The sequence below is a fragment of the Thermococcus sp. LS2 genome, from assembly GCF_012027375.1.
In the GTDB taxonomy this organism is placed as follows: Archaea; Methanobacteriota_B; Thermococci; order Thermococcales; family Thermococcaceae; genus Thermococcus_B.
In genome coordinates this window covers 136,682-160,383 of sequence record NZ_SNUI01000002.1, presented here as the reverse complement: position 1 = coordinate 160,383, position 23,702 = coordinate 136,682, and the positions used below count along the sequence as shown (strand labels likewise).

Annotated in this window: 24 protein-coding genes and 2 tRNA genes; 10 read left to right on the top strand and 16 right to left on the bottom strand. The window is 40.0% G+C overall.

All coding sequences use genetic code 11. The annotated features are described in order from the left end of the window. Nucleotides 1-19 precede the first annotated feature (19 nt). Complete coding sequence (locus tag E3E24_RS03395) at nt 20-934, top strand: zinc ribbon domain-containing protein (protein ID WP_370520450.1); 915 nt, start codon at nt 20-22, stop codon at nt 932-934. Here E3E24_RS03395 and E3E24_RS03390 read toward each other — a convergent pair. From E3E24_RS03390 to E3E24_RS03380, 3 genes are all read right to left on the bottom strand, one after another. After that, nucleotides 907-1,959, bottom strand: coding sequence for an NOG1 family protein (locus tag E3E24_RS03390; protein ID WP_167885629.1), 1,053 nt, complete (start codon nt 1,957-1,959; stop codon nt 907-909). The two genes, E3E24_RS03395 and E3E24_RS03390, sit on opposite strands and share 28 nt — an antisense overlap. A 66-nt stretch (nt 1,960-2,025) precedes the next feature. Continuing rightward, complete coding sequence (locus tag E3E24_RS03385) at nt 2,026-3,090, bottom strand: DUF512 domain-containing protein (RefSeq protein ID WP_167885628.1); 1,065 nt, start codon at nt 3,088-3,090, stop codon at nt 2,026-2,028. Between the two features lie 46 nt (nt 3,091-3,136). Continuing rightward, nucleotides 3,137-3,958, bottom strand: coding sequence for an MBL fold metallo-hydrolase (locus tag E3E24_RS03380; RefSeq protein ID WP_167886019.1), 822 nt, complete (start codon nt 3,956-3,958; stop codon nt 3,137-3,139). A 95-nt stretch (nt 3,959-4,053) separates the two neighbouring features. Here E3E24_RS03380 and E3E24_RS03375 point away from each other — a divergent pair, with 95 nt between their 5' ends. The 3 genes from E3E24_RS03375 to E3E24_RS13040 all read left to right on the top strand — a co-directional run bounded on the left by E3E24_RS03375 (nt 4,054) and on the right by E3E24_RS13040 (nt 7,229). Further along, the gene (locus tag E3E24_RS03375) at nt 4,054-4,866 is read left to right on the top strand and encodes an undecaprenyl-diphosphate phosphatase (protein WP_167885627.1); all 813 of its coding nucleotides are present in this window, start codon (nt 4,054-4,056) and stop codon (nt 4,864-4,866) included. Next, on the top strand, nt 4,863-6,116 hold the full coding sequence (gene glmU / locus E3E24_RS03370) for a bifunctional sugar-1-phosphate nucleotidylyltransferase/acetyltransferase (protein WP_167885626.1): 1,254 nt from the start codon (nt 4,863-4,865) through the stop codon (nt 6,114-6,116). The genes E3E24_RS03375 and glmU overlap by 4 nt, the downstream gene beginning before the upstream one ends. Before the next feature lie 186 nt (nt 6,117-6,302). Continuing rightward, entirely contained in the window at nt 6,303-7,229 is a 927-nt protein-coding gene (locus E3E24_RS13040; protein ID WP_167915650.1) for a DUF835 domain-containing protein, read from the top strand. 41 nt (nt 7,230-7,270) lie between these two features. Here the strand turns inward: E3E24_RS13040 and E3E24_RS03360 are convergent, their stop codons facing one another. Then, complete coding sequence (locus tag E3E24_RS03360) at nt 7,271-8,449, bottom strand: CBS domain-containing protein (RefSeq protein ID WP_167885624.1); 1,179 nt, start codon at nt 8,447-8,449, stop codon at nt 7,271-7,273. 148 nt (nt 8,450-8,597) lie between these two features. Between E3E24_RS03360 and E3E24_RS03355 the strand changes: the two genes are divergently transcribed. Continuing rightward, a tRNA-Ser gene (locus E3E24_RS03355) sits at nt 8,598-8,684 on the top strand. 54 nt (nt 8,685-8,738) lie between these two features. Here the strand turns inward: E3E24_RS03355 and map are convergent. Together map and E3E24_RS03345 are read right to left on the bottom strand one after the other, a co-directional pair. After that, entirely contained in the window at nt 8,739-9,629 is an 891-nt protein-coding gene (gene map / locus E3E24_RS03350) for a type II methionyl aminopeptidase (RefSeq protein ID WP_167885623.1), read from the bottom strand. Continuing rightward, complete coding sequence (locus E3E24_RS03345; RefSeq protein ID WP_167885622.1) at nt 9,626-10,909, bottom strand: amidohydrolase; 1,284 nt, start codon at nt 10,907-10,909, stop codon at nt 9,626-9,628. Before E3E24_RS03345 ends, map begins: the two co-directional genes overlap by 4 nt. A 58-nt stretch (nt 10,910-10,967) precedes the next feature. On the opposite strand from E3E24_RS03345, the gene E3E24_RS03340 reads away from it, so the two are divergent. Together E3E24_RS03340 and E3E24_RS03335 are read left to right on the top strand one after the other, a co-directional pair. Further along, entirely contained in the window at nt 10,968-12,452 is a 1,485-nt protein-coding gene (locus tag E3E24_RS03340; RefSeq protein WP_167885621.1) for a TrkH family potassium uptake protein, read from the top strand. Beyond that, entirely contained in the window at nt 12,453-13,307 is an 855-nt protein-coding gene (locus E3E24_RS03335) for an ATP-binding cassette domain-containing protein (RefSeq protein ID WP_167885620.1), read from the top strand. Here E3E24_RS03335 and E3E24_RS03330 read toward each other — a convergent pair. From E3E24_RS03330 to hjc, 7 genes are all read right to left on the bottom strand, one after another. Next, nucleotides 13,282-14,079 (bottom strand): hypothetical protein, encoded by a 798-nt coding sequence (locus tag E3E24_RS03330; RefSeq protein WP_167885619.1) that lies wholly within the window; start codon nt 14,077-14,079, stop codon nt 13,282-13,284. The genes E3E24_RS03335 and E3E24_RS03330 overlap by 26 nt on opposite strands. A 4-nt stretch (nt 14,080-14,083) precedes the next feature. Then, a complete protein-coding gene (cyaB, locus tag E3E24_RS03325) occupies nt 14,084-14,638 on the bottom strand; it encodes a class IV adenylate cyclase (protein ID WP_167885618.1) in 555 nt (184 codons plus the stop codon). Beyond that, complete coding sequence (locus E3E24_RS03320) at nt 14,635-15,177, bottom strand: archaemetzincin family Zn-dependent metalloprotease (RefSeq protein ID WP_346766009.1); 543 nt, start codon at nt 15,175-15,177, stop codon at nt 14,635-14,637. The genes cyaB and E3E24_RS03320 overlap by 4 nt, the downstream gene beginning before the upstream one ends. Continuing rightward, complete coding sequence (locus E3E24_RS03315) at nt 15,174-15,614, bottom strand: DUF86 domain-containing protein (protein WP_370520449.1); 441 nt, start codon at nt 15,612-15,614, stop codon at nt 15,174-15,176. The genes E3E24_RS03320 and E3E24_RS03315 overlap by 4 nt, the downstream gene beginning before the upstream one ends. Before the next feature lie 56 nt (nt 15,615-15,670). Continuing rightward, on the bottom strand, nt 15,671-16,708 hold the full coding sequence (locus E3E24_RS03310) for a lysyl aminopeptidase (protein WP_167885615.1): 1,038 nt from the start codon (nt 16,706-16,708) through the stop codon (nt 15,671-15,673). 88 nt (nt 16,709-16,796) lie between these two features. Next, complete coding sequence (locus E3E24_RS03305; RefSeq protein WP_167885614.1) at nt 16,797-18,344, bottom strand: hypothetical protein; 1,548 nt, start codon at nt 18,342-18,344, stop codon at nt 16,797-16,799. After that, entirely contained in the window at nt 18,337-18,741 is a 405-nt protein-coding gene (gene hjc / locus E3E24_RS03300; protein WP_167885613.1) for a Holliday junction resolvase Hjc, read from the bottom strand. The genes E3E24_RS03305 and hjc overlap by 8 nt, the downstream gene beginning before the upstream one ends. Before the next feature lie 88 nt (nt 18,742-18,829). On the opposite strand from hjc, the gene E3E24_RS03295 reads away from it, so the two are divergent. After that, a complete protein-coding gene (locus tag E3E24_RS03295) occupies nt 18,830-19,354 on the top strand; it encodes a gamma carbonic anhydrase family protein (protein ID WP_167886018.1) in 525 nt (174 codons plus the stop codon). A 6-nt stretch (nt 19,355-19,360) separates the two neighbouring features. Further along, nucleotides 19,361-20,161 carry a polyprenyl diphosphate synthase gene (gene uppS / locus E3E24_RS03290; protein WP_167885612.1) on the top strand — a complete coding sequence of 267 codons (801 nt, stop codon included), beginning with the start codon at nt 19,361-19,363 and terminating at the stop codon, nt 20,159-20,161. A gap of 226 nt (nt 20,162-20,387) precedes the next feature. Here uppS and E3E24_RS03285 read toward each other — a convergent pair. Both E3E24_RS03285 and nikR read right to left on the bottom strand, forming a co-directional pair. Continuing rightward, a tRNA-Thr gene (locus E3E24_RS03285) sits at nt 20,388-20,464 on the bottom strand. 42 nt (nt 20,465-20,506) lie between these two features. Then, nucleotides 20,507-20,923: a nickel-responsive transcriptional regulator NikR gene (gene nikR, locus E3E24_RS03280; RefSeq protein WP_167885611.1), complete on the bottom strand. Its 417-nt coding sequence runs from the start codon at nt 20,921-20,923 to the stop codon at nt 20,507-20,509. 221 nt (nt 20,924-21,144) lie between these two features. Between nikR and E3E24_RS03275 the strand changes: the two genes are divergently transcribed. Beyond that, nucleotides 21,145-23,211 carry a hypothetical protein gene (locus tag E3E24_RS03275; protein ID WP_167915649.1) on the top strand — a complete coding sequence of 689 codons (2,067 nt, stop codon included), beginning with the start codon at nt 21,145-21,147 and terminating at the stop codon, nt 23,209-23,211. On the opposite strand, the gene E3E24_RS03270 is transcribed toward E3E24_RS03275, so the two are convergent. Continuing rightward, nucleotides 23,175-23,699, bottom strand: coding sequence for a flavoprotein (locus E3E24_RS03270; protein ID WP_167915648.1), 525 nt, complete (start codon nt 23,697-23,699; stop codon nt 23,175-23,177). The genes E3E24_RS03275 and E3E24_RS03270 overlap by 37 nt on opposite strands. Nucleotides 23,700-23,702: the final 3 nt, after the last annotated feature.

Here is a 23,702-nt window from a genome sequence, read left to right as displayed (position 1 = left end):
GTGAGCTTATGTTTGATTGGTGAGATTTGTGGAGTATAGCAGAATTGAAAAGATTTTAGCGAGCGCTTTTGTCTTGTTCCTCCTTTTAGCGAGCATAAATTTTCTGAGCGAGCTCAACAATGCCATTGAAAGACCAGATTTTGGAGATTATGAATCTAAGTATGTGTCTAAAGAGCTTTTGGAAAACCGGAGCAGATTGTTAGTCATGTTTAAGCATTTTAGAAGCCTCTATGAAGAAGCAAAGACCAATTTAACAAAGGCAAATGAGCTCTATATTTTCAAGCGTGAGGAATATAGGGTTGCTTTAGAGAGTGGCAATGCCACAGAAGAGATTAAAAATGAGTATTTAAGGGCAAAAGAGGAATATGAAAAAGCATATTTAGCTTTTCAAGTCATTGAGAGGGCGTATGTAGATATAGAAAAACAGCTAAACAGCGTTAACCAACAGATTGATCAGCTGAGAGAAAAGGCTTATCAAGAGTACAGAAATGCTTACTCTGCTTATCGGGCAAAAGTTTTGGCCCTAAAGCTTATTTTTGTAATTCCCATATTTTTGGCTTCGTTTCTCATATTTAGGCGTTATAAGAACATCTATGCTGTATCCCTAATCGCTTATTCGTCCCTTCTGTTCGCTTACTTGATAGTTCAAGCAGTTTGGAACACTTTTCAAGTAATTGGCTTGAGCCTTTTTGGTGCTGTAGCAACAGTTTTAGCTTTATACTACATCAGAAAAGAATACTTCAAGCTCGAAAAACTTTACAAACGTAGAATTGGGCAAAACAAGTGTTATAGTTGTGGATTTCCAATAAAAGATGATTACATCTTTTGTCCGAATTGTGGGGCAAAACTGAAGGAGAAATGTGAAAAATGCAATGCTATGAAGCCAATATACCTAGAATTTTGTCCTTACTGCGGAACATCTTTGGGGGAGTAAATTGCCATCTCTAGTCCTGGCCTTAAAATTTCCAATATTTTCTTTTTAACTTCGTCAACTCCAAGTCCATCTTTAGCCACAATCCTTATAGGCTCTATCCCCCTAGCTCTCAAGAACTCTTCAACTTTCCTTATCTTTTCTTCATCAGCTACATCAACTTTGTTCAAAACAACTATGAATGGGAAATCTTTGAACTCCTCGTAAATCTCTTCGAAGAGATGCATCTGCTCATCAAGTGGGAATCCACAGTACTCTGATGGGTCAAAGATGTAAATTATCACTCTCCCAAGGTGCTTTAATGCTAAAATTGCCTGCCTTTCTATCTCATTACGCTCACTCAAAGGTCTGTCAAGCAAACCAGGGGTGTCTATTACCTGATACTTGAGCCAGTGCTCCTCAAACTGCCCAACGTTAATTCCCTTGGTTGTGAATGGATAGCTCGCCACTTCTGGCTTCGCATTTGTGAGCTGCCTGAGAAGAGTTGACTTTCCAACATTTGGATGTCCAGCTATGACAATGGTTGGCAAGCTGAGGTCTATAACAGGTAAGTCCTTCAAAACATCTCTAGCCTTGTTGAGATACTCTAAGTTGTCTGCAATGTCCTTAATGACGCTTGCAACTCTTCCGTAAAACTGCCTTCTAAGCTGAGCAATCTCATTTGGGTCTCTTGAATATCTAATCTTTTCCACATATCTCTCTTCAAGCGTTCTTATTGTCTTTATTGCCCAATTCACAGACGCTAAAGCCTTATGGAACATCTTTCTATCAACGAGTGTATCGACTAACTCTTGATAGAATGGAGGTAGAGTTGAGACACCAGGAGTTCTGTCAAGGATTTTCCTCAAATTATCCCTAATGACGTTTGAAACAGTTCTTATTCTAAGCTCCTCCCTCTGTCTCGCTTTGCTTATTTTATTCCCTCGCGGGGTGAATGATGATGCTGCTTTTTCAGCTCTCCTAAAGGCTTTATCGATAAGCTCGTCAGCTAAAAGGATAGTTGGCATTTTTTCAAAAGGATTTTTCATTTCTCTCACCTCTTTCTTCGTCTCGCCTTTCTTAGGTTTTGCAGATGGGTTTTTAAAGCTTTGGAGTTAGAATCTCTCCAAAATCTTTGGGATCTCTTGAGGCTCAAGCACAGTCTCAACGATGTAACCTTTTTCAATCAGGATTTTGTTAAAGAGGTCTTCTCTCTTCCAGCCGTCTAAAGTAATGTCACCATGAAACATAACCTCTGGGAGAAGGAGAATGCCTAAATCAACCTCCGGCAGTTGTTTAACAGTCCTCAATACATCATATCCCGTCAAAAGTCCAGCTGTGCCAATATTTCCACCAAATACTTCATTCTTAACCATGACAACGTTAAGCTTTGGGAATAAGCGCTTCATTTCCGGATATGCAAGCTCGCCCGTTAGGATATACGTTGGAATATTCATCTCAATGTCAAAGGGCTCCAAGCCAGTTGTGAACTCCCCTAAAAGAGCTTGGAATATCGGAGGAATCACTATTTCAATATCTAGTTCTTTTTGCTTCTCCAACGCAACGTTTTTCACAAATAGAAGCTCCTCTCTCGTCAATGCCCTCGTTCTCGAAAACTTCGTGACCCCAACAGGGAAGAGTCTAACTTCATGAACTCCAAAACTGTCTAAGTCATCTAAAATTTCCCCAATATCATTGACGTTATATCCAGGAGTTAGAATTATATCAGCAATCATTCTAAAGTGCTCCACAATTTTTGGAATTAAATCAATGACTTTTCCAGCATTTCTGTTGTGCATGAGTCTTATCCTAACTTCTTTCTTAGTGGTGTGAAGAGAAATCTGAATCTCATCTAAGCCAGCCTTGTAGAGTGATTCTATACGCTTTTCATCAAACCGAACATTTGCGGAGGTGTCAGTAACGCGAATCCACAAATCGTAATGCTCTCTTGCGTAGGCAATCCTCTTTTCCAGCTCGGGGTCGTTTAAAGTGTCATGCTTAGCAACTCGATAAATCATCTGGGGAGGATTTTGAGTGAGATAACAGAATACACAGTCATTTCCACAAGGGCCAGCTTTAGATGAAGGAGGAATAATCAGTAAATCATCTCGCTCATCAACCATATCCAGCTCAAATTTTGTGATTTTTCTAAGTTTGTAGTCCTCTGTCAGTTCATACATGGTTAAAAGGAGAAAAAGTTGCCTTAAAAAGGATTTTATGGATAATTTATCCCAGCTCAATAACTTTGCCTACGTAAAGAGGCTCAAAGGCTTTTCCAAATTCAATCATGAAAGAGCTCATTGCCTCAAATCCCGTGCAGTGGCCAGCATAAAACTTCTTAACTTTTAACTCCTTTAGTTTCTCAACAGTTTCTTTTAAGAGCTCAGGCTTTGCACCGATTAAGTGAAATCCACCGATGAGAGCTTTGATTGGCTTGTTCATGAGCTTTTGAGCATGCATGGCTATGTTAATTACTCCGCTGTGTCCACAACCGGTTATTACTGCTATGCTATCACCTAAGTCAAGAATTAGAGCCATGTCATCTTTTACCTCATCTTTCACGAGCTTTCCATTCTCAATCTTGTATCCAACAGCTCTGTCCCATGTAACTCTCTCAATTTCTCCGCTTGAATAAATGCCTTCAACAATTTGGATGGGATCTCTAGTCAATATGAACTCTGCTCCCAATTCTTCAAGCTCCTCTCTCTTGAACGGCAAACTAATATCTCTCAAATGCGGCTTTAATGCAACTCTCTTGACAAATATTTCTGGGTGAGCGATGATTGTCAGCTTCTTTCCTCCTCTCCCTTCAAGAAGAGCTTTTAAGCCCTCTGTGTGATCGTAATGCCCATGAGTTAAGAAGAGATAATCGATATCTGTAGGCTTAATTCCCAATGCATTCATGTTTCTCAACAAAATTTCGCCATCAACTCCTGTATCAACTAATATTTTGTATCCTTTGTGCTCCACTAAAGCCGAAAAGCCATGCCCTCCAAAAAGGCCTTTCTTAAATCCACTGTGGTTTTCAAAGAGAATTGTAATCCTCATCTTCACCACCAAAATTAGATTAGCCGAACAGTATAAAGCTTTTTCTCGAAAAGTTTATTTTTCCAAGCACTTAAATACTCAACCAGTGATCTGTTATGGATTACACCGAGGCAATTATAATGGGCATATTGCAGGGATTTACTGAATGGCTACCGATAAGCAGTTCTGGTCAGGTAATATTAGCGCTGATAAACTTTTTTGGAGTTTCTCCTGAAAGGGCTTACTCCTATGCCTTGCTACTCCATTTTGGAACTCTCTTTGCAGTGCTGTTTAAATTTAGATATGAGCTGGGAAGGATTCTAATGAACCTAATAACGCTCAGATGGGGTGAGGAGGAGATATTTCTCTTCTACTCAACGCTTTTTACTGCAGTGATTGGGCTTCCACTTTACAAAGCATTTAAGACAGTTGTTGCATCACTAAACGCTGAGGCTGTGAATGGAATAGTGGGCTTTGCCTTGATATTAACTGGGATAGTCCTAGCTAAGAGCAGGGAAAAACCCAAAGATGAATTTGGGCAAATAGTTCCAAAGAAGAGGAAAGAAGAAGTGACTATTGTGGAGGCAATGATTGCAGGTATTGCCCAAGGTGTGGCTATTTTACCAGGAATCTCGCGTTCAGGAATGACTATTGGAGCCTTACTTTTGCTTGGAGTTGAGCAGAAAAAAGCTGTGATGCTTAGTTTCTTAATGGCAGTCCCAGCAATCTTCGGTGCTCTATTTTTAGAACTTCAAGCTGTAAACGAACCCATTACAGTATCTTTAGCAGCTGTGCTGAGCGCATTTATCGTGAGCTTACTGACACTCGAGGGAATGCTTAAATTAGCAGAAAAGTTAAATTTCTCCAAATTCTGTATAGTGTTTGGGAGCATAGCCGTGATTGCTTCATTAGTGGGGGTGTTAATTTGAAGGGTGTAATACTTGCAGCTGGGAAAGGTGAAAGATTAAGGCCTTTAACCGATGACAGACCAAAAGTTCTGTTGAAAGTTGCAAATAGGGCAATTATAGAGTACGTTCTCGATAATCTGTATCCATTTGTTGATGAATTCATAATCGTTGTCAGATATCAGAAAGAAAAGTTGGTTGAGTTTTTGGGCGATGAGTACAACGGCAAACCTATCACCTATGTTGAGCAAGTTGAAGGAGAAGGCACTGCGAGGGCAATATATTCTGCAAAAGAGTATATTGAAGAAGAGTCATTTTTGGCAGTTAATGGAGACATTTATTTTGAGAGAGATGCTGTGAAAGCTCTCCTTCACGCATTTAGGAAAGCAGATGCTGCTCTTTTAGTTAAGGAGTTTGAAGACTTAAGCCATTTTGGAAAAATTGAAGTCGAAGGGGACTACGTCAAAGAAATCAAAGAAAAGCCGGGAAACATCAGAGGCTATGCAAATCTCGGAATCTATTTATTCAAGCCAGATGTCTTTGAATTCATTGAAAAAACTCCACTGAGCAAGCGCGGTGAGTATGAAATAACAGACACGATTAATCTCATGATAAAAGCAGGCAGAAAAGTTGCCTATGCAGTCTATGATGGCTATTGGAACGACATTGGGAGGCCTTGGGATTTGCTCAATTTGAACGAGTACATTCTCAAGAATCATTTGAAGCATGAGATTAGAGGAGTCGTAGAGGAAGGAGCAACAATAATACCTCCAGTTGAGATTGGAGAGGGGACAGTTGTTAAAAGCAGCGCATATATCGTTGGTCCAGTGAAAATTGGAAAGAACTGTAAAATTGGTCCCAACTGCTTCATAAGGCCCTATACTAGCATCGGCAACCACTGCCACATCGGAAATGCAGTTGAGATCAAAAACTCAATAATAATGGATCACAGCAATGCTCCGCACTTAAACTACGTTGGCGACTCGATTATTGGAGAGCACACAAACTTAGGGGCTGGAACCATAACAGCGAATCTAAGGCATGATAATAAGACAATAAGGGTTGAAATTAAAGGAAAACTCGAAGACAGCGGAAGGAGGAAGTTGGGGGCGATTATTGGACACAATGTCAAAGTTGGAATAAATGTTTCAATATACCCTGGTAGAAAGATAGGGAGCAACTCATTTGTCGGGCCAGGAGTGATAGTTGATAAAAATATTCCTTCAAACAGTTTGGTCATTGTTAGACAGCAGAAAGAGATAATTGAAAGGTGAGGAAATTTGGATGTCATTCCTCTTTTAAATTTCATATCCAGATGGGTTATCTTCATTGTGGTAGCCTACAAGTTTGCTAAAACCAAAGAAAAAGGCTGGCTCTTACTGTCCCTGGCTTTCTTTCTAAATGCTCTAGAACCTGAGAGTTATGTCATTAAGTCTCTTGGACTCCAGACAACTCCTCAAGTGGAGGAAGTTCTGGTAATGATAAATGCATTTCTAATAGGATTCATTCTTCTGTGGGGTGCTATTCACATAAAAAAGCCAACTTCAGAAGTAAAGGACGTAATGTACTTTGCCATCTTTTCTTCAGCCGCTTATATCTGGATTTTCATAATGTCTACCACCAAAATTTCCAATCTGTCTTACAGCTTCACATTGAAGATGCTGTTTCCCCTAGCAGTATACGGCTTTGCAAATATGTATGTAGCAAGAGTTCTTTATACATATGTCTCGAAAAAAGACTATATAGCAATGCTTTTCCCAGTAGGGATGTTCCTTCTTGGAGCCCTGAACCTTACATATCCGTTCACTAGAAATATAGAGTGGTTTGCTCCGTATGGATTCTTGATGGGAGCCGTCTTTAGAACAGCAATGGCAATTGGGGCAATTAAATTTGTATTTTATCCTATCGCTCCACCTAAAAAAGAGAAGAAAACAATTGCTCCTGGGAATGTCTATCTATTTAGGAGTAAAGAGGAAGCCGAACAGGCACTTCCGGGCTTATTTTCGGATAACAATGTTATTGTAATCACACGAAAAGATCCACGCAATTTTTCTCTGGAGAATGGCATATTTATTTATTGGATAACAAAAATTAGAGAGGGTATTATTGATGACAATCCACGAATTTTTGCAATATCACCAACAAAAATGGACATACTTATAGACCTCATCACAAAGGGATTAAAACAAGGCTACAATGTCGTGTACATTGATGCATTCGAATACTTAATGCTAGAAAATGGATTTGAATCTGCATTTAAATTCCTGGTAAGTCTCAAAGATAGAGTCTTAGCAGAGAATAAAACATTGATCTTTGTTGTAAGCTTAGATGCACTGAGCGAGAGGCAGAGAAAATTGATAGAAAGAGAGTTTAAAGGTTATCCGTAAAAGGAAGAAGAAACTGAGAAAATAGGAAATCCAAAATCTCCTCAGCGCCAAAGTTCAAGCTTATCAAGGAATCTCTTGGTATATCTTAAATCTCTTTGCAATTCTACTTTTTGGAGCAATTGTCTTTCAATAGCTCTCAATGCATCGTGAACTGCCTGAATTGCTCCCCATGTTTCGCCTGTTGCTATAAGGACTCCTCTATCACTGACTATCCTCATCCTTGCTTGGTAGAGGTGAACTCCTCTAAACTTCTCATTGAACCTCCTTATGTGGAGGTAAATTATTCCCTCGTTGCCTAGGATATCCGCGTAACCGTCAACGAACTTCTTGATATCGCTGATAATCCTCTCTCTTGTGAAATCGCTCAATAAGTGAGCATCTCCTCCAAGCTGTAAGTAGAATTTAGCTTCTTTTTCGACCATCCTTGAGATTGGGAGCAATAGATCCTTGACTGTTAGAACACCAACCACCTTGTTGTTTTCATTGACAACTACTAAGCCATCGATGTGGTTGTCAACCATTGTTGCAGCTGCTTCCCTTATAGTAGCTTCTGGAAGTATTGTTATTACTCCTCTTATCATGACCTCTCTCAGCTGGGTTGAGAACGGCGGTATCTTCTCACCAACAACTTCACCGATTTGGGCCTTGAACCTCGGCTTTATGAAACGGATTATCAAGTCATGGAGAGTAACTAAGCCCTCAAGCTTTCCTTCTTCATCTACAATGGGAATTCTTGAAATTGCATAGTCTCTCATGGTCGCTAAAGCTTTTGCTACGGTGTCGTCGGGCTTTAAAGTTATAACATCAGTGGTCATGAACTCCTTGACTTTTCTCTTTCCGAACTCCTCCTTCACAACTCTATCAAGTACAGCTAAGTCGCTTATTACACCAAAAATATTTGCTTTATCTTCGCCAACAGGTAAAGACCTTAAATCAGTCTCAATCATGAGCTTTGCAGCTAAGCTCAAATCGTCTTTCGGCTTAACGACGGGAGCAGGCTTGTAAACGTCCCTAACTTTAGCTTTGGTTGGATTCCATTTGAGGTGGGACTTAATTAGCAAGTCCTGCGTAACAACACCCTTGTATACATTTCCATCAAACACCAGAATCAAATCTGGATCTTCTTTTTCAAAAAGTCCAATTGCTTCAGAAAGTGAAGCATTTATGTCAATTTTTGCAAACTTGTCTGTCATAACTTCTTCTACAAGAATTCCGACCACTTCTGCCACCTCCTTTCAATTTTATCTATATCTCTCATTGCATTTAAACCTTCTCTTTGATTGGAGCTCGAGAATATTTTAGTAATAAAATGTTAATAAAGTTTTTGCCAATAAGGTTTATAAAAGCTCAGCGTAACACTCTCATGGAGCCGGGGTAGCCTAGCCAGGGAAGGCGGTGGACTCGAGATCCACTGGGCGTTCGCCCGCCGGGGTTCAAATCCCCGCCCCGGCGCCAACGCCGAGCTTTTTACATTGCAAGAAATTGAAAAATAGTGAAATAATTAAGCAGTTATGTAATTACAGTCACCCCATCTTTTTCAACAATAACTGTATGCTCAAACTGAGACACTAATCCCCCTCTAATTTCCTTTAGTATTGGATAGCTGTAGATAGCTCCAGCTTTTTCAAGCTGCATCAGGGCTAATCTCAGCTGTGGCTCGGGCATTAAGTCCTGAATCCACCTGTATGCAAAAGGCAATGTAGAGAAGTTCTTCCTTATGTAGTTTAACAAGCTCCTTGCTTGAGGCAGCCTTACAGGTCTGTTTCGTACAAACATGAATATCAATGCTGGAGGAACTTCAATGACCTGTCCAGCACCTGTAGTTGCGAAAGGCTCTATTGCCAGCACGTCTCCTTCTTTTAATGTGTATGTATCGTGAGGTCTGTATATGTTGGGAATTGAAATTCCCGAATGGAGCTTGTACCTCTGGATTATATGTCCGCTAAGGTTCACTATTGGATTAAACCCGTAGCCTCTAATCGTTTCCTCAATTACTTTTCCAATTTCATTTATTTTAACTCCTGCTCTCACGACGCTTATTGCATTTTCGAGTGCTTCTCTTGCGGCTCTCATTAAATCATCTTCTTCCATCCCAACTTTAACGGTAATTGCAGTATCTGCTATATAGCCGTCAATGTGAACTCCTAAGTCAACTTTCAAATAATCCCCTTCTTTAAGAACAGTCTTATCTCCTTTGTATGGAGTGTAATGAGCAGCAAGCTCGTTTAGTGATAAATTGCATGGAAAGGCTGGCTTTCCTCCGAGCTCCACAATTCGCTTTTCAACAAACTCTGCTATTTCATATAATGGAGTACCGGGTTTTATCAGCTTTATAACCTCCTCTTTAACTTGTTTCGCAATTTCACCTGCCTTAATAAGCTTTTCCATTTCTTCACTCATTTGACTACCCCCATAGCCTTCTCATAAAGCTCAAACGCTTTTCTTTCTGCTTTCTCCATGAGTTTTTCTTCATTCACGACAAGGATTTCTTTGTCCAACATTAAAGGCTTTCCATTCACTATGAGTCCATCAACATCTCCAGCCCTCATAGAATAGACGGCAAGTGTAATTGGGTCGTGAAGTGGCTTGAGATGGGGACTGTTGAGATCAATGAGCATCAAATCTGCTAAATAGCCTTCCTCAATTTTTCCAGCTTTAAATCCAAGAGCTTTAGCACCATTTTCAGTTGCAACCTTGAATACCTCTTCTGCTTTTGCTATCGTTGGATCCCAGCGGTGATTTTTCTGAGATATAGCGAAAACTTTCATCTCTTCAAACATGTCAAAGTTGTTGTTGCTTGCAACACCATCTGTCCCCAATGTTACAAGAACACCGTACTCTTTCATTTCTGGATAAGGCATAACACCTCCAGAAGCAAGCTTTAAATTAGAGATAGGATTGTGAGATACCTTAACATCATATTTTGCAAGCGTTCTTATCTCAGCCTTAGTAAGCCAAACTGCATGGGCAGCTAAGACATTTTTGTCTAGAAATCCAATGCTTTCCAAAAGCTCAACAGGTCTCTTTCCATAGCGTTTTTGAACTTCATAAACTTCCCATCTCGTTTCTGATAAGTGAATTTGGACTAAAAGTCCATATCTATCTGCAATTTCTTTTGCCTGCTGAAGTATTTCAAGGTTGCAGGAATAAATCGAATGGGGGGCAATGCTTGGTTTTATTAATTCATGATTTTTATATTTCTTTGCAAAATTTTCAACGATTTTAAAAGCCTCTTCGGGCGTTTCGGCCTCAGGAGAGGGGAATTCAAAAATAGTAGTGCCTAAAACTCCCCTCAATCCTAAAAGTTCTAGGGCTTCAGCAACTTTATCCATAAAGAAATACATATCTGCAATCGCGGCAACTCCAGAGCGTATTAGCTCAAGTCCCCCGAGTATGGCTCCCCAATAGACATGTTCTTCATTGATGTGCTTTTCCATTGGCCACACAACTTTTTCAAGCCAATCTTTAAGCCACATATCTTCTGCAATTCCTCTAAAAAGACTCATTGAAAGGTGGGTGTGGGTGTTATAAAACGCTGGAAGTATGAGCTTTCTATTTCCATCTATTACAAAATCGTCTTTTCGTATTTCACCATTTATGCTCTGGATATTGTTCTCCTCGATGTATATTGTAGCTTTTTTCTTGTTCGGCATAAATACATCTTTTATTAAAATTCCCATAGTCTTCCCTCACGAAAATCTTTTATTTGATTGTGATTTTTAGTTTTGTGGTGAGTAGATGCTTGAAGTCAGGAAATACATAAATTTATCCGAGGATCTCTTTGTTGTCAAAAATCTAATAGGTACGCTTCTCCAAGGCATTGGGCTGGCGTATTTAATTCCCCCTCTCATAGTGTGGTTTTATCCCGATGAAATCCTAGATATTCACTATTTTGTGATCCCAGGTATAACAAGCATCCTCCTTGGCGCATGGTTAAGCAGGCATGTTAAAATGATCGAGGATGTAAATTTGAGACAAGCTATGATCTCTGCTGCATTCGTTTGGCTTTTTGCATCTTTCATAAGTGTTGTTCCATTTATGAAAATCGCCCATATGAGTTTTATTGATTCATATTTTGAAAGCATGTCCGCTTGGACTGGAACTGGGCTTACAATGATGAGCAATCTTGAAAGTTATCCCCACATACTCCTCTTTTGGAGAGCATGGATGCAGTGGTTAGGTGGAATTGGCATTGTTTTAGTTGCTCTCACTATTTTAATCCGCCCAGGAGTGGCAGCTGCTCGTCTGTATAAGGCGGAAGCAAGAACTGAGAGGATTCTGCCAAATTTGGTTAATACTTCTAAAATAATCTTCCAAATATATGCCGTTCTGACGCTCTTTGGTATTTACCTTTACTATATAAATGGAATGCCTCTCTTCGATGCAGTCATTCACGCGATGACTGGTTTGGGAACTGGTGGTATGAGCTCCCACGACTTGAGCATAGGATATTTCAACAGCCTGAGCATAGAAGCTGTCACAATTTTTCTGATGATTATGGGTGCTGTGAACTTTACAGTTCACTATAAGATGTTTAAGAACCGCAACATACGACACTTTTTTGAGGACATTCAAGTGAGATACATGTTTGTATTTCTCATCCCCACCATAGTGCTGATGGGTTATTCCCTAATAACTTGGAACCATATGCAAATTGCTAAAGCATTTAGAGAGAGCATTTTTCATGCCGTTTCGGCCATAACTTGTACTGGATTTTCAATTGATGACCTTTCAAAGTATCCGGAGCTTGCCAAGCTCTTAATTGGATTTTTAATGGTCGTTGGCGGTGGTGCAGGAAGCACGGCAGGTGGTATAAAATTGATTAGAATTACACTGACGTATGAGAGCTTGAAATGGACACTCCAGCAAGCAATCTTGCCAAAAGGGGCTATCATTAAGAGGAAAGTTGGGGATTACATATTCTCGGAGGATGAAATTCAGGAAGTGTTCAGCTTTACAATGACGTATTTTGCCTTCCTTCTTATAGGTACTGTATGGGTCATGGCAAGGCTTGGGGTTCCCGTTGCAGATGCCTTCTTTGAAGTTGCCTCTGCTCAGGGTAATGTTGGTTTAAGCGTCGGCATAACTTCCCCAACTCTTCCAATAGACATAAAGATACTGCTGATTCTTCACATGTGGATTGGAAGGCTTGAGATATTCTCTACGCTGGTCTTCATAGTCAGTGCTATACTGCTAATCCCAAGACTTGTGGAGAGGAGATGAATGTTAATAAGAGTTGAGAGCTTGAGCTTCCGATATTCAAGAGCTAAAGAATATTCCCTCAAGGATATAAATCTCAAGGTTAGGAAAGGGGAGTTTTTAGGGATTTTAGGAGCCAGCGGGAGTGGAAAGTCAACTCTCTGTTTGACTTTTAATGGAATTATACCCCATTCAATAAAAGGTGAATTCAAAGGGGATGTTTACGTAAAGGGTTATAATACAAGAGAGACAAGCGTTGCAAAGCTCTCTACAATTGTTGGTCTTGTATTGCAAAATCCAGACTCCCAGCTCTTCAATATGACAGTTGAGGAAGAGGTTGCCTTTGGTCTTGAAAATCTTGGTTTGGATGTAGAGGAAATAAGGAGAAGAATCAAGTGGGCATTAAGAATTACTGGACTGGAAGGTTTTGAAAATGAGTTCCCACCTAATTTAAGCGGAGGTCAGAAGCAAAGATTAGCTATTGCAAGCGTCTTGGCAATGAGGCCTGAAGTCCTAGTCCTAGATGAGCCAACCTCTCAGCTTGATCCTCTTGGAAGAGAGCAAGTTTTGAGTTTGGTAACACTGCTGAACAAAGAGCAGGGAATCACTATAATTCTGGTGGAGCATAATACTGAATACCTTTTGAGCTTTGCTGATAGGATTATAGTTCTTGACAGAGGAGAAATAATTCTGGAGGGGAAGCCCAAACAAGTCTTTGAAGAAGTTGACCTTCTTGAGAGGCTTGGAATTAGAATACCAGCGAGCGTTAGGATTGCTTATGAATTGAAGAAAAGGGGAATTCTAAAAGAGGCAGCCCTTGATGAGAAGGAGCTTGTAAACAGATTAAGGGAACTTACAGGGGTTTGGACTTCCCCATAAGCTCGTCTTGAAGTTCTGTAAGCTTTACAAAAGCTTCGAATCTCAGGGGAGGATTGTCAATTTTGTCTACTACTTCTTCAGCTTTCTTTAAGAGTTCCAGGGCTTTGTTTTTGTCCCTCTTGGCCTCAAACTCTGCTATTTTATAAATAGCCATCACTTTGTGAAATTCACTTTGTATGTTTTCAATCACTCTCGCTGCATTTTCTTCTCGTCCTTCTTTATAAAGCTGAAGCGCTAGGTGAGACAAGATAACATCCAGCTTTTTTCTGTTTCTTACTAGGTTCATTGCATAAGCGGCTTTTTCGAGGAGATTGATCTCCATCAATGAGTAGACAATGTCCAAAGTTACATCATCGTCCTTCAGTTCTTCGGCAAGATCTAAACTGGTTTTCAGAGCTAAATCTCCCTCAAGAGATTCATCAAGGAGGTAAAAAGCAATGGCAATATCAGCAAAGAGAAGCGCTCTAAGCCTCTCCTTCATTACAGAATTTGCAAGCACTATTAGATCCCTCAGATAGTTTATGAAGATTTCTTTATTGGTTTTTGGTACCTCTCCAAATTTGGAGATCAACCCTTTTATTGTCTCAATGATTTTCCGAACGGTTATTCTAACTCCTAAAAAAATGTAATAATCGTCTTTCATGCGCTTTAACTCTTCAATAGCACTGGCAATGTTTCCTCTTTTTAATGCGGCTTCAACTATCTCAAGTATTACATTGTCTCTAGTTTCTTGCGACTCTCCTCTCAGAATGTCATTCAAATACAGCTTCAATTTTTTAAACCTTGAGATCATCTTTCCTCAACTTTTCAAGTAAAAGCTCCAAATATGACTTTCTCTCGAATTTTTTGACGCCAAGATCTTCAAGAATTCCGCGGAGCTTCTTAACTTCTTTTTCGATATTCTCACCTTCTTTAACGAGTTTTTCTATTTCAATAAATTTTCCTAGCCCTTCAACTTCATCGAGCGTTATTGTCACGCCTTTTTCGACATAGTATTTTTCTCTAACCTTAACAATAGTCAAAACTTCCTTAAATCCCAGAGAAGTGAGTAACTCGGAATATGCATCAACGTCACTTATTGGGACTTCTATTTCCTTCCGACTTTTTGACACGCTGTCAAGCTTAGGACCTTTGTATGTCAGAAATGCCTCAAAATGTCCATTAAAACGTTTTATCCTAATCCGCAGAGCTTCGTCTGTCTTGGAGAAGTCTCTGCAAGGGTGTTGATAATAAATATCTTCATGCACTTCCTTCCGCATAAACTCAAATCTTTCCCTAACTTTTTCAAAGATTTTATCATCTGCATAGCCCTTAAGCTCAACTTCTATCATCTAAAATACCTCCTCAAGCTTTTCAAACAAATGCTGCAATAATCTTTATTTTTGAAATCAGTATCAATAATTGAGTTGGAGAAATGCATAACACATTTAGGATTAGGACAGTGCTCAAGACCAAAAACATGCCCCAGCTCATGCATGGCCTCTTTTATTGCTCTATCCTTTAATAACCCTTCGTTCATCTCCCCATAGGTTTCTGGTCTAAGTCTGTATAGTGAAATTATAGCTGCTTTTGAATATGAATCTGCAAGTCCAAATATAAAGTTCAACTCTCCTTCATACAAATCAACATCCGTTATGCCAAGAATAGCTTTAACTCTGAACTCATTGCGAATCATTCCCAAAACAGGGAGAAACACCCTTCCCAGAAACTGCCTCCTAACATCATTGTATCCCACAGAAAACCTTCTTATGTTAATTTTCGGTAGAACTGTAACCCCTAGTCCAAATTTAGAATAAAACTGTCCAACATAATCAGCAATGGCACTGACTACTTCCTTCTCTACTTTCCTCGCAATTATTGGGATTATCAAGATTCCCGCCATTTCTGTCCCTCAAGGAACCTTTCAGTGAATGCCAGGAAATCTCCAATCATAGCCAGATACTCGGGCATGTTTTTAAAAGCTATCTCATCTTGTATGAGGTGGTAATTATAGATTAAAACTTCTCTGAGCTGAATTAGGAAGTCCAGCTTTTCTCTAAGCTCATCATCAATTATTTTTGCATTGTAGAGGCTGCCTACAACGTCATCGTAGCCAACAGCTATACTAAGCTCAAGGCTTGAGTTTATCTCATTGCATATATCCAAAACATTTTGAATTGCAAACTCAAGCTGCTTGTAAATCCCATCTTTTTCAAGCCCCATCTTTAAGAAATCCTCCAGAGAGGTCGGGAGGTTTTCTCGAATAATTTTCAAACTCCTATCAATCAGCTCTATTTTGTGCCGAATCTCACTGTCCAAATCAAACACCAATAATAAATCTACACTAAGAAAAAATAAGGCTTTTGGAAAAAGGTAAGGATAAATCAAGGAATCAAGTCCATGGGTCTGAGCTCCTCGAGGAAGTGCTTAGCTAGCTTGATTGCGTTATCAACGTCTCTCGCATCAGCCAATTCAACTTGTGAGTGCATATATTTGATTGGAATGCTCAAGACAGCAGTTGCAACACCTTCTCTGTTAATCTGCATAATGTTTGCATCTGTTCCTGTTGGTCTCGGGCTTGGCTCAACTTGGAGAGGAATGTCATATTTCTTAGCGACCTCTTCAGCGAATGCCCTAACTTTTGGATTTATGTTTGGACCAACATCCATGACAGGGCCTTTGCCAAGTTCAACGACAATTTTGCCCTTATCTCCGGGCTGTTTGGCAAAAGTTACGTCCATAGCAATTCCAATCTCGGGGTCAATTGCATAGCTCGCAACCCTTGCACCTCTCAATCCAACCTCTTCTTGAACGCTTGCCACGAAGTAGATATCTGCTTCATGGTTTTCTAAGGCTTTCGCGGCTTCTATCATTGCATAAAGGCATATCCTGTCGTCAAGATATGGGGAGGCGAATCTGTTCTCCGTGAGCTTTGTAAATGCTGGGGCAAATTCCATAACTGTTCCGACTTTAATTCCCATCTTCTCAGCTTCTTCTTTTGAATCTGCACCAACATCAACCACAATTGTGTCCCACTCTGCGGCTTTCTTCCTCTCTTCAGGTTTTGTTAAGTGCGGTGGGATATGACCAACGACTCCGTAAAGCTCTCCGTTCTCTGTGAATATTCTGACCCTTTGAGCGACTAAAGTCCTTGGATCAACTCCGCCAATTGGGACTACATGGAGATAGCCATCCTTGTCAATATGGTTTACCATCAAGCCAATTTTATCCATATGTGCGGCAATCATGACTTTTGGTCCGCTTCCCTTTTTGTGAGCGATTACATTGCCAAGCTTGTCAATTTTGATTTCATCAACGTAATCTTTCAAAGCTTCGACAACAACGTCTCTAATTCCTAAAAACTCGTACCCGCTGACACCTGGAGCTTCAACAACTTTTCTCAAAAGCTCAAAGTTCACCATCTTTAACACCTCGTTTAAATTCTTCTCTTAATGTGATTAGTTTTACTTAAAAGGTTTTATGTGGTCGACGAAAGATAAAAATACGGAATCAAAGCAGAACCTGCAGAAATGCCTCTTCTTCAGGCTCAAGCTCTTCAATTTCCCATACAACTTTGTTGTTCTCAATTGTCACTTCACCTTTTGTTGCTCTCGCATCCACAGCATTTATCACTTTCTCGTATCTGAAGTTTCTAAGGCTCCTAAGCTTTGGAGCTTTGACTTTAACGAAGTAGTACTTATCGAGCTGCTCTTCAAGTGTTATAGGCATGAAAAATGCGGCATATGAAGTAATCCCAAAGATCATCGCTGAAAGAATTAGGATTATTGGAAGATAACCATAGCTTCTTCTCGGCTGCTCAACTTGGGTAGAGGTTTCATTAATTTGGATATGGGTTGAAGTTGTTGTCGTGGTTACCGTTACAGTTGGCGTTTCCTTAGGTTTGGGCTTTTCAACACTTATGCTGACTTCGGTTCCAATATATCTCGAGCTATCTGCTTTTATTGTAATCAAGCCGAAACCAGTCTCATTCAAGCTTATCTCTACTTGTCCATTTTCATCTGTTACCGCATAGGCTTTACCACTTGGCCCAACCGCCTCAATACTAACATTAGAGATTCCCTTTCCAGAGGCATCTCTCACGTAAACAATCAGAGTCTCATTTTTCTGCTTCCAGTCAATGAACAGCTTTTTAACTTCAACAAAGGTTTCAACAATCTTGCCGTCAAGGTTGAGTTTTATCTTATAAACTCCCGGTTCTTTAGCTTCGTATTTAACAAAGCCGTAGGGATCAGTTTTAAAAAGTGTTCCGCCAATTTCAACGGGAATGTCTTTAACCCCATTTCCTTCCTTGTCCATAACCTTCACGTAAATTATGCCGTTCTCGAAGTATGCCTCGTAGGTGAGGTTCCTCCTATACACAAGGAAGCTCTTTGTAAGCGTCTTTGTGATTCCCGCAAAATCTGCCCTTAATATTATTGTGTACTTTCCAACTTTTGGTTTCGGCAGAAAAATGGTGTATTCCCACTTTTCTTGAGGATTTATGTAGGTTACCCAGGAATCCTCCTTCAGCAAGCCCTCCTCAGAATACAGCTCATAGCTTATTGTTCCAACTATGACTCCATTTGAGAGGGACTTAACTACAAGGTTTGCCTCAACATCGCTACCGTAAAGGTATTTGTCTTCAACTTGAATGTCAAGCTTGTAATCAATTACCGTGAGAACCCTAACCTTTATCGGCTTCTCAAAGAGCAAAGCACCGACGCGGCCAACAATCTTCAAATCATATGTTCCAGCATTTGCATCGTCTTTGAGATATATTGCCAGCTCAACTGTAGTGTTCTGGTTTGGCTCAAGCTTAGATATTGCTGCCATTGTATATTGAAAACCCTTAACCGGTCCAGATATGTAGACTGTTATGTTGTAAGCTGTCTCATTTCCAACATTTCTAACTGTAACAGGTATTTTTATGACATCCTCAGGCTTTCCTTCAAAATATTCTTGTGGGACATTTATCACAATGAGAGGCTGAGCTTGAACCAAATGAACGGCAGGAAAAATTAATACAAAAATTAGGGCAATAACAAGCCGTCTATTCACGCCTAATCACCTCATCTAAGGGCTTTTGTTTTCCAATTATCTCATCGAACGTTAATCCCTTATACTTTGCATCTCTCAAACTTATTTTATAATTTTTGCCGCTTTTTATCAGCTGATTTGGATAAAGAAAATACCAGCCGTTATTTATGAACTTCACAGCAATAACTGCTTTACCTCCAAACTTCTCTGCAAAGCTTATTAGCTTATCCACATCTTCTCCATTGACATAGAGCTTCTCTCCTTTAGTGCTTTTAACTTCAATGCAGAGGTAAAGCTTCCCATTTCCAGCAACTATGTCAACTTTTTTACTTCCAGCAGAGCGGATAACAGCAAATCCTTCTTTTTCGAGCATCTTAATGAGTTCCCTTTCAGCACTTGCACCTTTTCTGTACCTCATATCAATCCCTCAATTTTCCGCAATTATTAGTTAAATATGTTGGTGAAGATTTATAAGCTATGTTGGAAAGTTCAGTTTGGTGGTAAAGATGGCGATTTATGAGTTTGAAGGAAAGAAACCTAAAATCCATGAGAGCGCTTTTGTTGATGAAAATGCTGTCATAATCGGAGATGTTGTTCTTGAGGAGAAAACCAGTGTTTGGTCATCAGCTGTTCTCAGAGGAGATATTGAGCAGATTTATGTTGGAAAAGGCTCAAACATCCAAGACAACGTCAGCATACACACATCACACGGACAGCCGACAATAATTGGCGAATATGTAACTATTGGACATAATGCAGTTGTCCACGGAGCAAAGATTGGAAACTACGTCATCATAGGAATGGGAGCTATTATTCTTGATGGTGCGAAGATAGGAAACCATGTCATCATCGGAGCTGGGGCATTAGTTCCCCCAGGAAAAGAGATCCCGGACTACAGTTTGGTTATTGGAGTTCCAGGAAATGTTGTCAGGCAGCTCAGCGAGGAGGAAATTGAGTGGACTAAGAAGAACGCTGAAATTTACATAGAGCTCGCTGAAAAGCACCTCAAGAGGAGAAAGAAAATAGAGTGATGCTGAATGCTAATTTACAGAGTGATTTCCCACATTCCCCATATTTTATTCAAGCCTGCTTATGATTTGTATGAGCGCTATCTCTTAGAGAAAGTCAAAGCTAATGGTAGAATTCCCAAGCATGTAGCAATCATCATGGATGGCAACAGAAGATGGGCGAGAAAGCTTGAGAAGCCTCCCTGGTATGGGCATCTATTTGGCTCCAAGAAGCTTGAGGAAATTTTGGAGTGGTGCAGGGAGCTTAGTATTAAGACACTAACCGTTTATGCATTCTCTACTGAGAACTTTAAGAGAAGTCCAGAGGAAGTCAATGCTTTGATGAATCTTTTCGAGCAAAAGTTCAAGGAATTAGTGCACGATGAGAGGGTTCATAAGTATGGCATAAGAGTCAATGTGATTGGGAGAAAAGAACTCCTCCCAGAAAATGTGAGAAAAGCCGCTGAAGAAGCTGAGAGAGCTACAAGGAAGTACAGCAACTACGTCCTAAATATAGCTCTGGCATATGGTGGGAGGAGCGAGATAGTGGATGCAATAAAGAGGATTGTTGATGACATTGAAGATGGAAAGATAACCAAAGAGGATATTGATGAAGAGCTTTTGAAGAAGTATCTTTACATCCCTAATATGCCTGACCCTGATATAGTGATAAGAACCGGTGGCGAGATTAGGATAAGCAACTTTCTGCTCTATCAAATTGCCTACAGCGAGCTCTTCTTTGTTGATGTGTACTTCCCCGAGTTCAGAAAGATAGACTTTCTGAGGATAATTAGGGAGTATCAGAAGAGGGAGAGAAGGTTTGGAAAGTAATTTGAGAGATAAAGCCCCCAGTTTTTTATTCATTGAGAGTTCTTCAGAAGAAGCTCATTAACTGTACGGATTCACTCGGAATATAACTTTTTAGATAATTTCGTTTGGAGGCGCTTTTTCAGTAAAATCTTGAAAACTGCTAAATTAGTTAAGAATCCACATGAAGAGTGATATTTGAAGAAGAATAAACAAACTTTGGTCAAACTTTTCATTAAAAAAGTTTGTATGGAGCCGGGACCGGGATTTGAACCCGGGACCTGGGGATTACGAGTCCCCCGCCCTACCGAGCTAGGCTACCCCGGCACCCAAGAAAAGATGATAAGAAGTGAATTTATAAGCTTTTCCTCAAACGAGTTCCTTCCCAGTAGTCGTCATAACGAGTTTCCCATGCTTAACTCCCTTGAGACTTATTAATCTCTCGGCAATCCTCTTTATCCTGCTTGCTTTTCCTTTGACAACCACAACCTCAAGACAGTTATGCTCGTCCATGTGGACATGCAAACTTGAGACAATTTCATCAATATAGTCATGCTGCAAATCCAAGAGCTCCTTAACCACTTCAGCCTCATCATGGTTGTAAACTATTGTAATTGTCCCAGCAACTTCTTCATCGCCAACTTCCCATTCATACCTCACGATGAAGTCTCTAATCAAATCTCTAATAGCTTCACTTCTGTTAGTATAACCTTTCTCCTCTATGATTTTGTCAAATTTCGTGAGCAAGTCTTGGGGAATAGAAACTCCAAAGCGCACTATCTTCATAGCACCACCCAAAGTAGCTCGTCTTTGGGATATTTAAAGATATTTTTCAGCAAAAAGTGATAATGGCCAGATAGTCTAGCTCCTTAGTATATCTGAAATTCTGCTTGGTATAAAGGCACTGCTAAACATTTTATGGCAAAATGTACTTCATTAAAATATCAAAAAATCATTGAGAAAGATTGATAAAGTAACAACTCTAATTTTACAAATAGGGAAATATCATGCAACTTGACTTACGTAAAATTGCTTTGATACTCATACTGTCATACATCATATGTTTGATGATTGTGTTGCGTCCTCCTCAAGTTAAAAAAAGCGTTCTTCCAGTCGAATCGTACTCCTTGGAGAGGGACTATGAGTACATAGCCAAACAGCTTGGATTTCTAGATGATGGGAAGGTTGATGAAAAAGAACTGAAAATTATAGAGCAGATTTATCCTCTCTACACATACAGAACAACACTGTTTGAGGAAGTTGAAGTTACTGACCCCGGTAGATTTGCCAACCTCAGTCAAGAGAGTGTTCAGACTCTTAATAATGTTCCATTAGCCCTAAGGGATGACATGGTTAGGTTTCTATTTTCAGATGCCCCTTACACCCTAGAAGAATTTTCCCAGAAGGTGGAGCTGTTCAAGGTTCAGGTAAATGAGTTTGTACGTGTCTATTCAGCCCTTCCACTACATATTCAGATAGGCATCGAAAACTCTCGCCAGATTTATCAAGTGAAAGCCTTAACTGAGTACATCCAGCTTGTGGAAAAGCTTAGAGTGTCTCTCTCTGGACTACCTCCAGATGTCGTTGAAGCAATTGATAACATGCGAGGTATTTTAGGAGGATTTAAGCCAAATGAAATATCTAAGTTTATTTTCGGATTGAAGCAGATTAAGACAGAGATTATTATGAATCTAACTTATAGGAACTGGTTCGTTGAAAATGCTCATCGATTTGAAGCAAAAGAGGTTTACAAAACATGGACAGAATTCAAGGAAGAGCACAGAAACGACGAAACACCGCCAAAAATGTGGGGAAGAGTAGAAAGCCTCCCTTCTGGATTAATTGAAATTTCGCTGAACATTGAAGACAATGCAAACCCTCCCAAGAAAATCAGGATACTTGTAAACGAAAGGGAAAAATTCGAAGATTCAATTAATACAGAATCCCTAAAATACACACATATGCTCCAGTTCTCTGAAGATTGGGGAAGCTACACAATAACAATAGAGGCATATGATGCAAGGGGAAATAAAAACTCAGTAAATGTTACACTTGCTCATTATCCTCTAGCGTTCCCGATTTATTTTAATGAAAAAGGTCACTACGATTTCCAGAATGCGAAACTTTATACCAAAAGCGAAATCGAGTACATGTGGAGAAAAGTTGCTCAGCACAAGCCTCTCCAAGTTTATAAAGCAATTTATCCAGACTTAGGCTTTGTCCGCTACCATAAGATAAAGTTTGACGGCGCAATGGGGTTCTTCTATAATGATACAAAGCACAAGCTTTTGAACTACTACAAAAGGCCTGTGCCTTTTTACTCCATGACCCCTCTTCACATTGCATATTTTGTAAATATTTACGTTCATTCCTTTGATACCCCAATAATAAGAACTCTCCAATCAAGGATATGTGGCTATGACGGTGAAACAGAAGTGATTTTAATGAACAATCTGTTCATGGATTTCAATCTCGACGCATGGGCGGTACAAATTCCAGCAAGCTTAAGCGGAGGAAAGCTTGACCATTCGGAAGTAGTGGTAATCTGGAGAGCCCCGTTGTTGGTTGGAAGCAGCTACAGGGCATTTTACGTCCTCGGCCTTGACCCATATCCTAAAGTTCCAGAGCATATATATCCTTTTGAATCAGACTGGTCTAGAAAATACTCCAGAGAGACCATAGAGCTCATGACATTGGGGCTTATTCCATACAGGCCAGACAAATTTGCTCTGAGGGAATTCTACAAGCGCTTTGGGATAAGAGTTACTCCAGCATATCCCCCTAAAGACTTATCAAAGGAATTCATAACGGGTTATGAGTTCTTTGCCTCCTACATAAGCTTTCAGATAAGCGATGCATACATGCAAAAGCTTCTCAGCATGATTAAAAGCGGCGACTTGACACTTCTTGATGAGCTGAATAAACTTGAAGCGGCTAGAGCGTTATGGTATCGCCTAGATGGACACAATCTATATTATGGACCAAAATACTCCCCAGACTATGTTTACATTGACAGCGAGGGAAACTTCTACTATGTTCACAAGAATCGCTTTAAGGTTTTTTCAACCTCATAAGGATGCTCTAGAATTATAACTCCCTCTTCCTTCAGCGCTTCCAAATGCTCCAAATCAATTTTTCTCACATATATTTTAAAGATTTGACCGTTGGGAGCTTTAGTTTCAACAACTGGCTTTGAGTCAGTTGGAACCAATATTAGTGGAACCCTACTCTTCAAAGCTTGGGAGGCACAGCAAGATAAGAGGGAATCAGCAATTCCGAGTCTAATCTTGGCAACGGTGTTTGAAGTTGCGGGGGAGATAATGAATACATCAAATTTTCCTAAGTTAAAGGCGCCGCATGAGGGAAACGAGGAGCCTTGCCTAGACTCCTTAACAAGAGGAAACCCCTCAAGTCTATCAAAAAGTTTGTACATTTTGACAACTTCCTCGCCCGCTCTTGATAAGAAGATTTTAATTTCGTGCTTATCCTTCAATTTCTCGAGAATTTCAATACTTTCTTTGAGGAGATGTCCTGCTCCACTGATCCCCCAAGCTATTCTCATATA

What these genes read in the sequence shown, in the direction of transcription:
- E3E24_RS03390 (WP_167885629.1), bottom strand. Translation starts at nt 1,959, where the DNA reads ATGAAAAATCCTTTTGAAAAAATGCCAACTATCCTTTTAGCTGACGAG.
- E3E24_RS03380 (WP_167886019.1), bottom strand. Translation starts at nt 3,958, where the DNA reads ATGAGGATTACAATTCTCTTTGAAAACCACAGTGGATTTAAGAAAGGC.
- E3E24_RS03375 (WP_167885627.1), top strand. Translation starts at nt 4,054, where the DNA reads ATGGATTACACCGAGGCAATTATAATGGGCATATTGCAGGGATTTACT.
- E3E24_RS03310 (WP_167885615.1), bottom strand. Translation starts at nt 16,708, where the DNA reads ATGGTGAACTTTGAGCTTTTGAGAAAAGTTGTTGAAGCTCCAGGTGTC.
- nikR (WP_167885611.1), bottom strand. Translation starts at nt 20,923, where the DNA reads ATGAAGATAGTGCGCTTTGGAGTTTCTATTCCCCAAGACTTGCTCACG.
- E3E24_RS03295 (WP_167886018.1), top strand. Translation starts at nt 18,830, where the DNA reads ATGGCGATTTATGAGTTTGAAGGAAAGAAACCTAAAATCCATGAGAGC.
- E3E24_RS03385 (WP_167885628.1), bottom strand. Translation starts at nt 3,090, where the DNA reads ATGTATGAACTGACAGAGGACTACAAACTTAGAAAAATCACAAAATTT.
- hjc (WP_167885613.1), bottom strand. Translation starts at nt 18,741, where the DNA reads ATGAGGTACAGAAAAGGTGCAAGTGCTGAAAGGGAACTCATTAAGATG.
- map (WP_167885623.1), bottom strand. Translation starts at nt 9,629, where the DNA reads ATGAGTGAAGAAATGGAAAAGCTTATTAAGGCAGGTGAAATTGCGAAA.
- E3E24_RS03340 (WP_167885621.1), top strand. Translation starts at nt 10,968, where the DNA reads ATGCTTGAAGTCAGGAAATACATAAATTTATCCGAGGATCTCTTTGTT.
- cyaB (WP_167885618.1), bottom strand. Translation starts at nt 14,638, where the DNA reads ATGATAGAAGTTGAGCTTAAGGGCTATGCAGATGATAAAATCTTTGAA.
- E3E24_RS03270 (WP_167915648.1), bottom strand. Translation starts at nt 23,699, where the DNA reads ATGAGAATAGCTTGGGGGATCAGTGGAGCAGGACATCTCCTCAAAGAA.
- E3E24_RS03345 (WP_167885622.1), bottom strand. Translation starts at nt 10,909, where the DNA reads ATGGGAATTTTAATAAAAGATGTATTTATGCCGAACAAGAAAAAAGCT.
- E3E24_RS03335 (WP_167885620.1), top strand. Translation starts at nt 12,453, where the DNA reads ATGTTAATAAGAGTTGAGAGCTTGAGCTTCCGATATTCAAGAGCTAAA.
- E3E24_RS03275 (WP_167915649.1), top strand. Translation starts at nt 21,145, where the DNA reads ATGCAACTTGACTTACGTAAAATTGCTTTGATACTCATACTGTCATAC.
- uppS (WP_167885612.1), top strand. Translation starts at nt 19,361, where the DNA reads ATGCTAATTTACAGAGTGATTTCCCACATTCCCCATATTTTATTCAAG.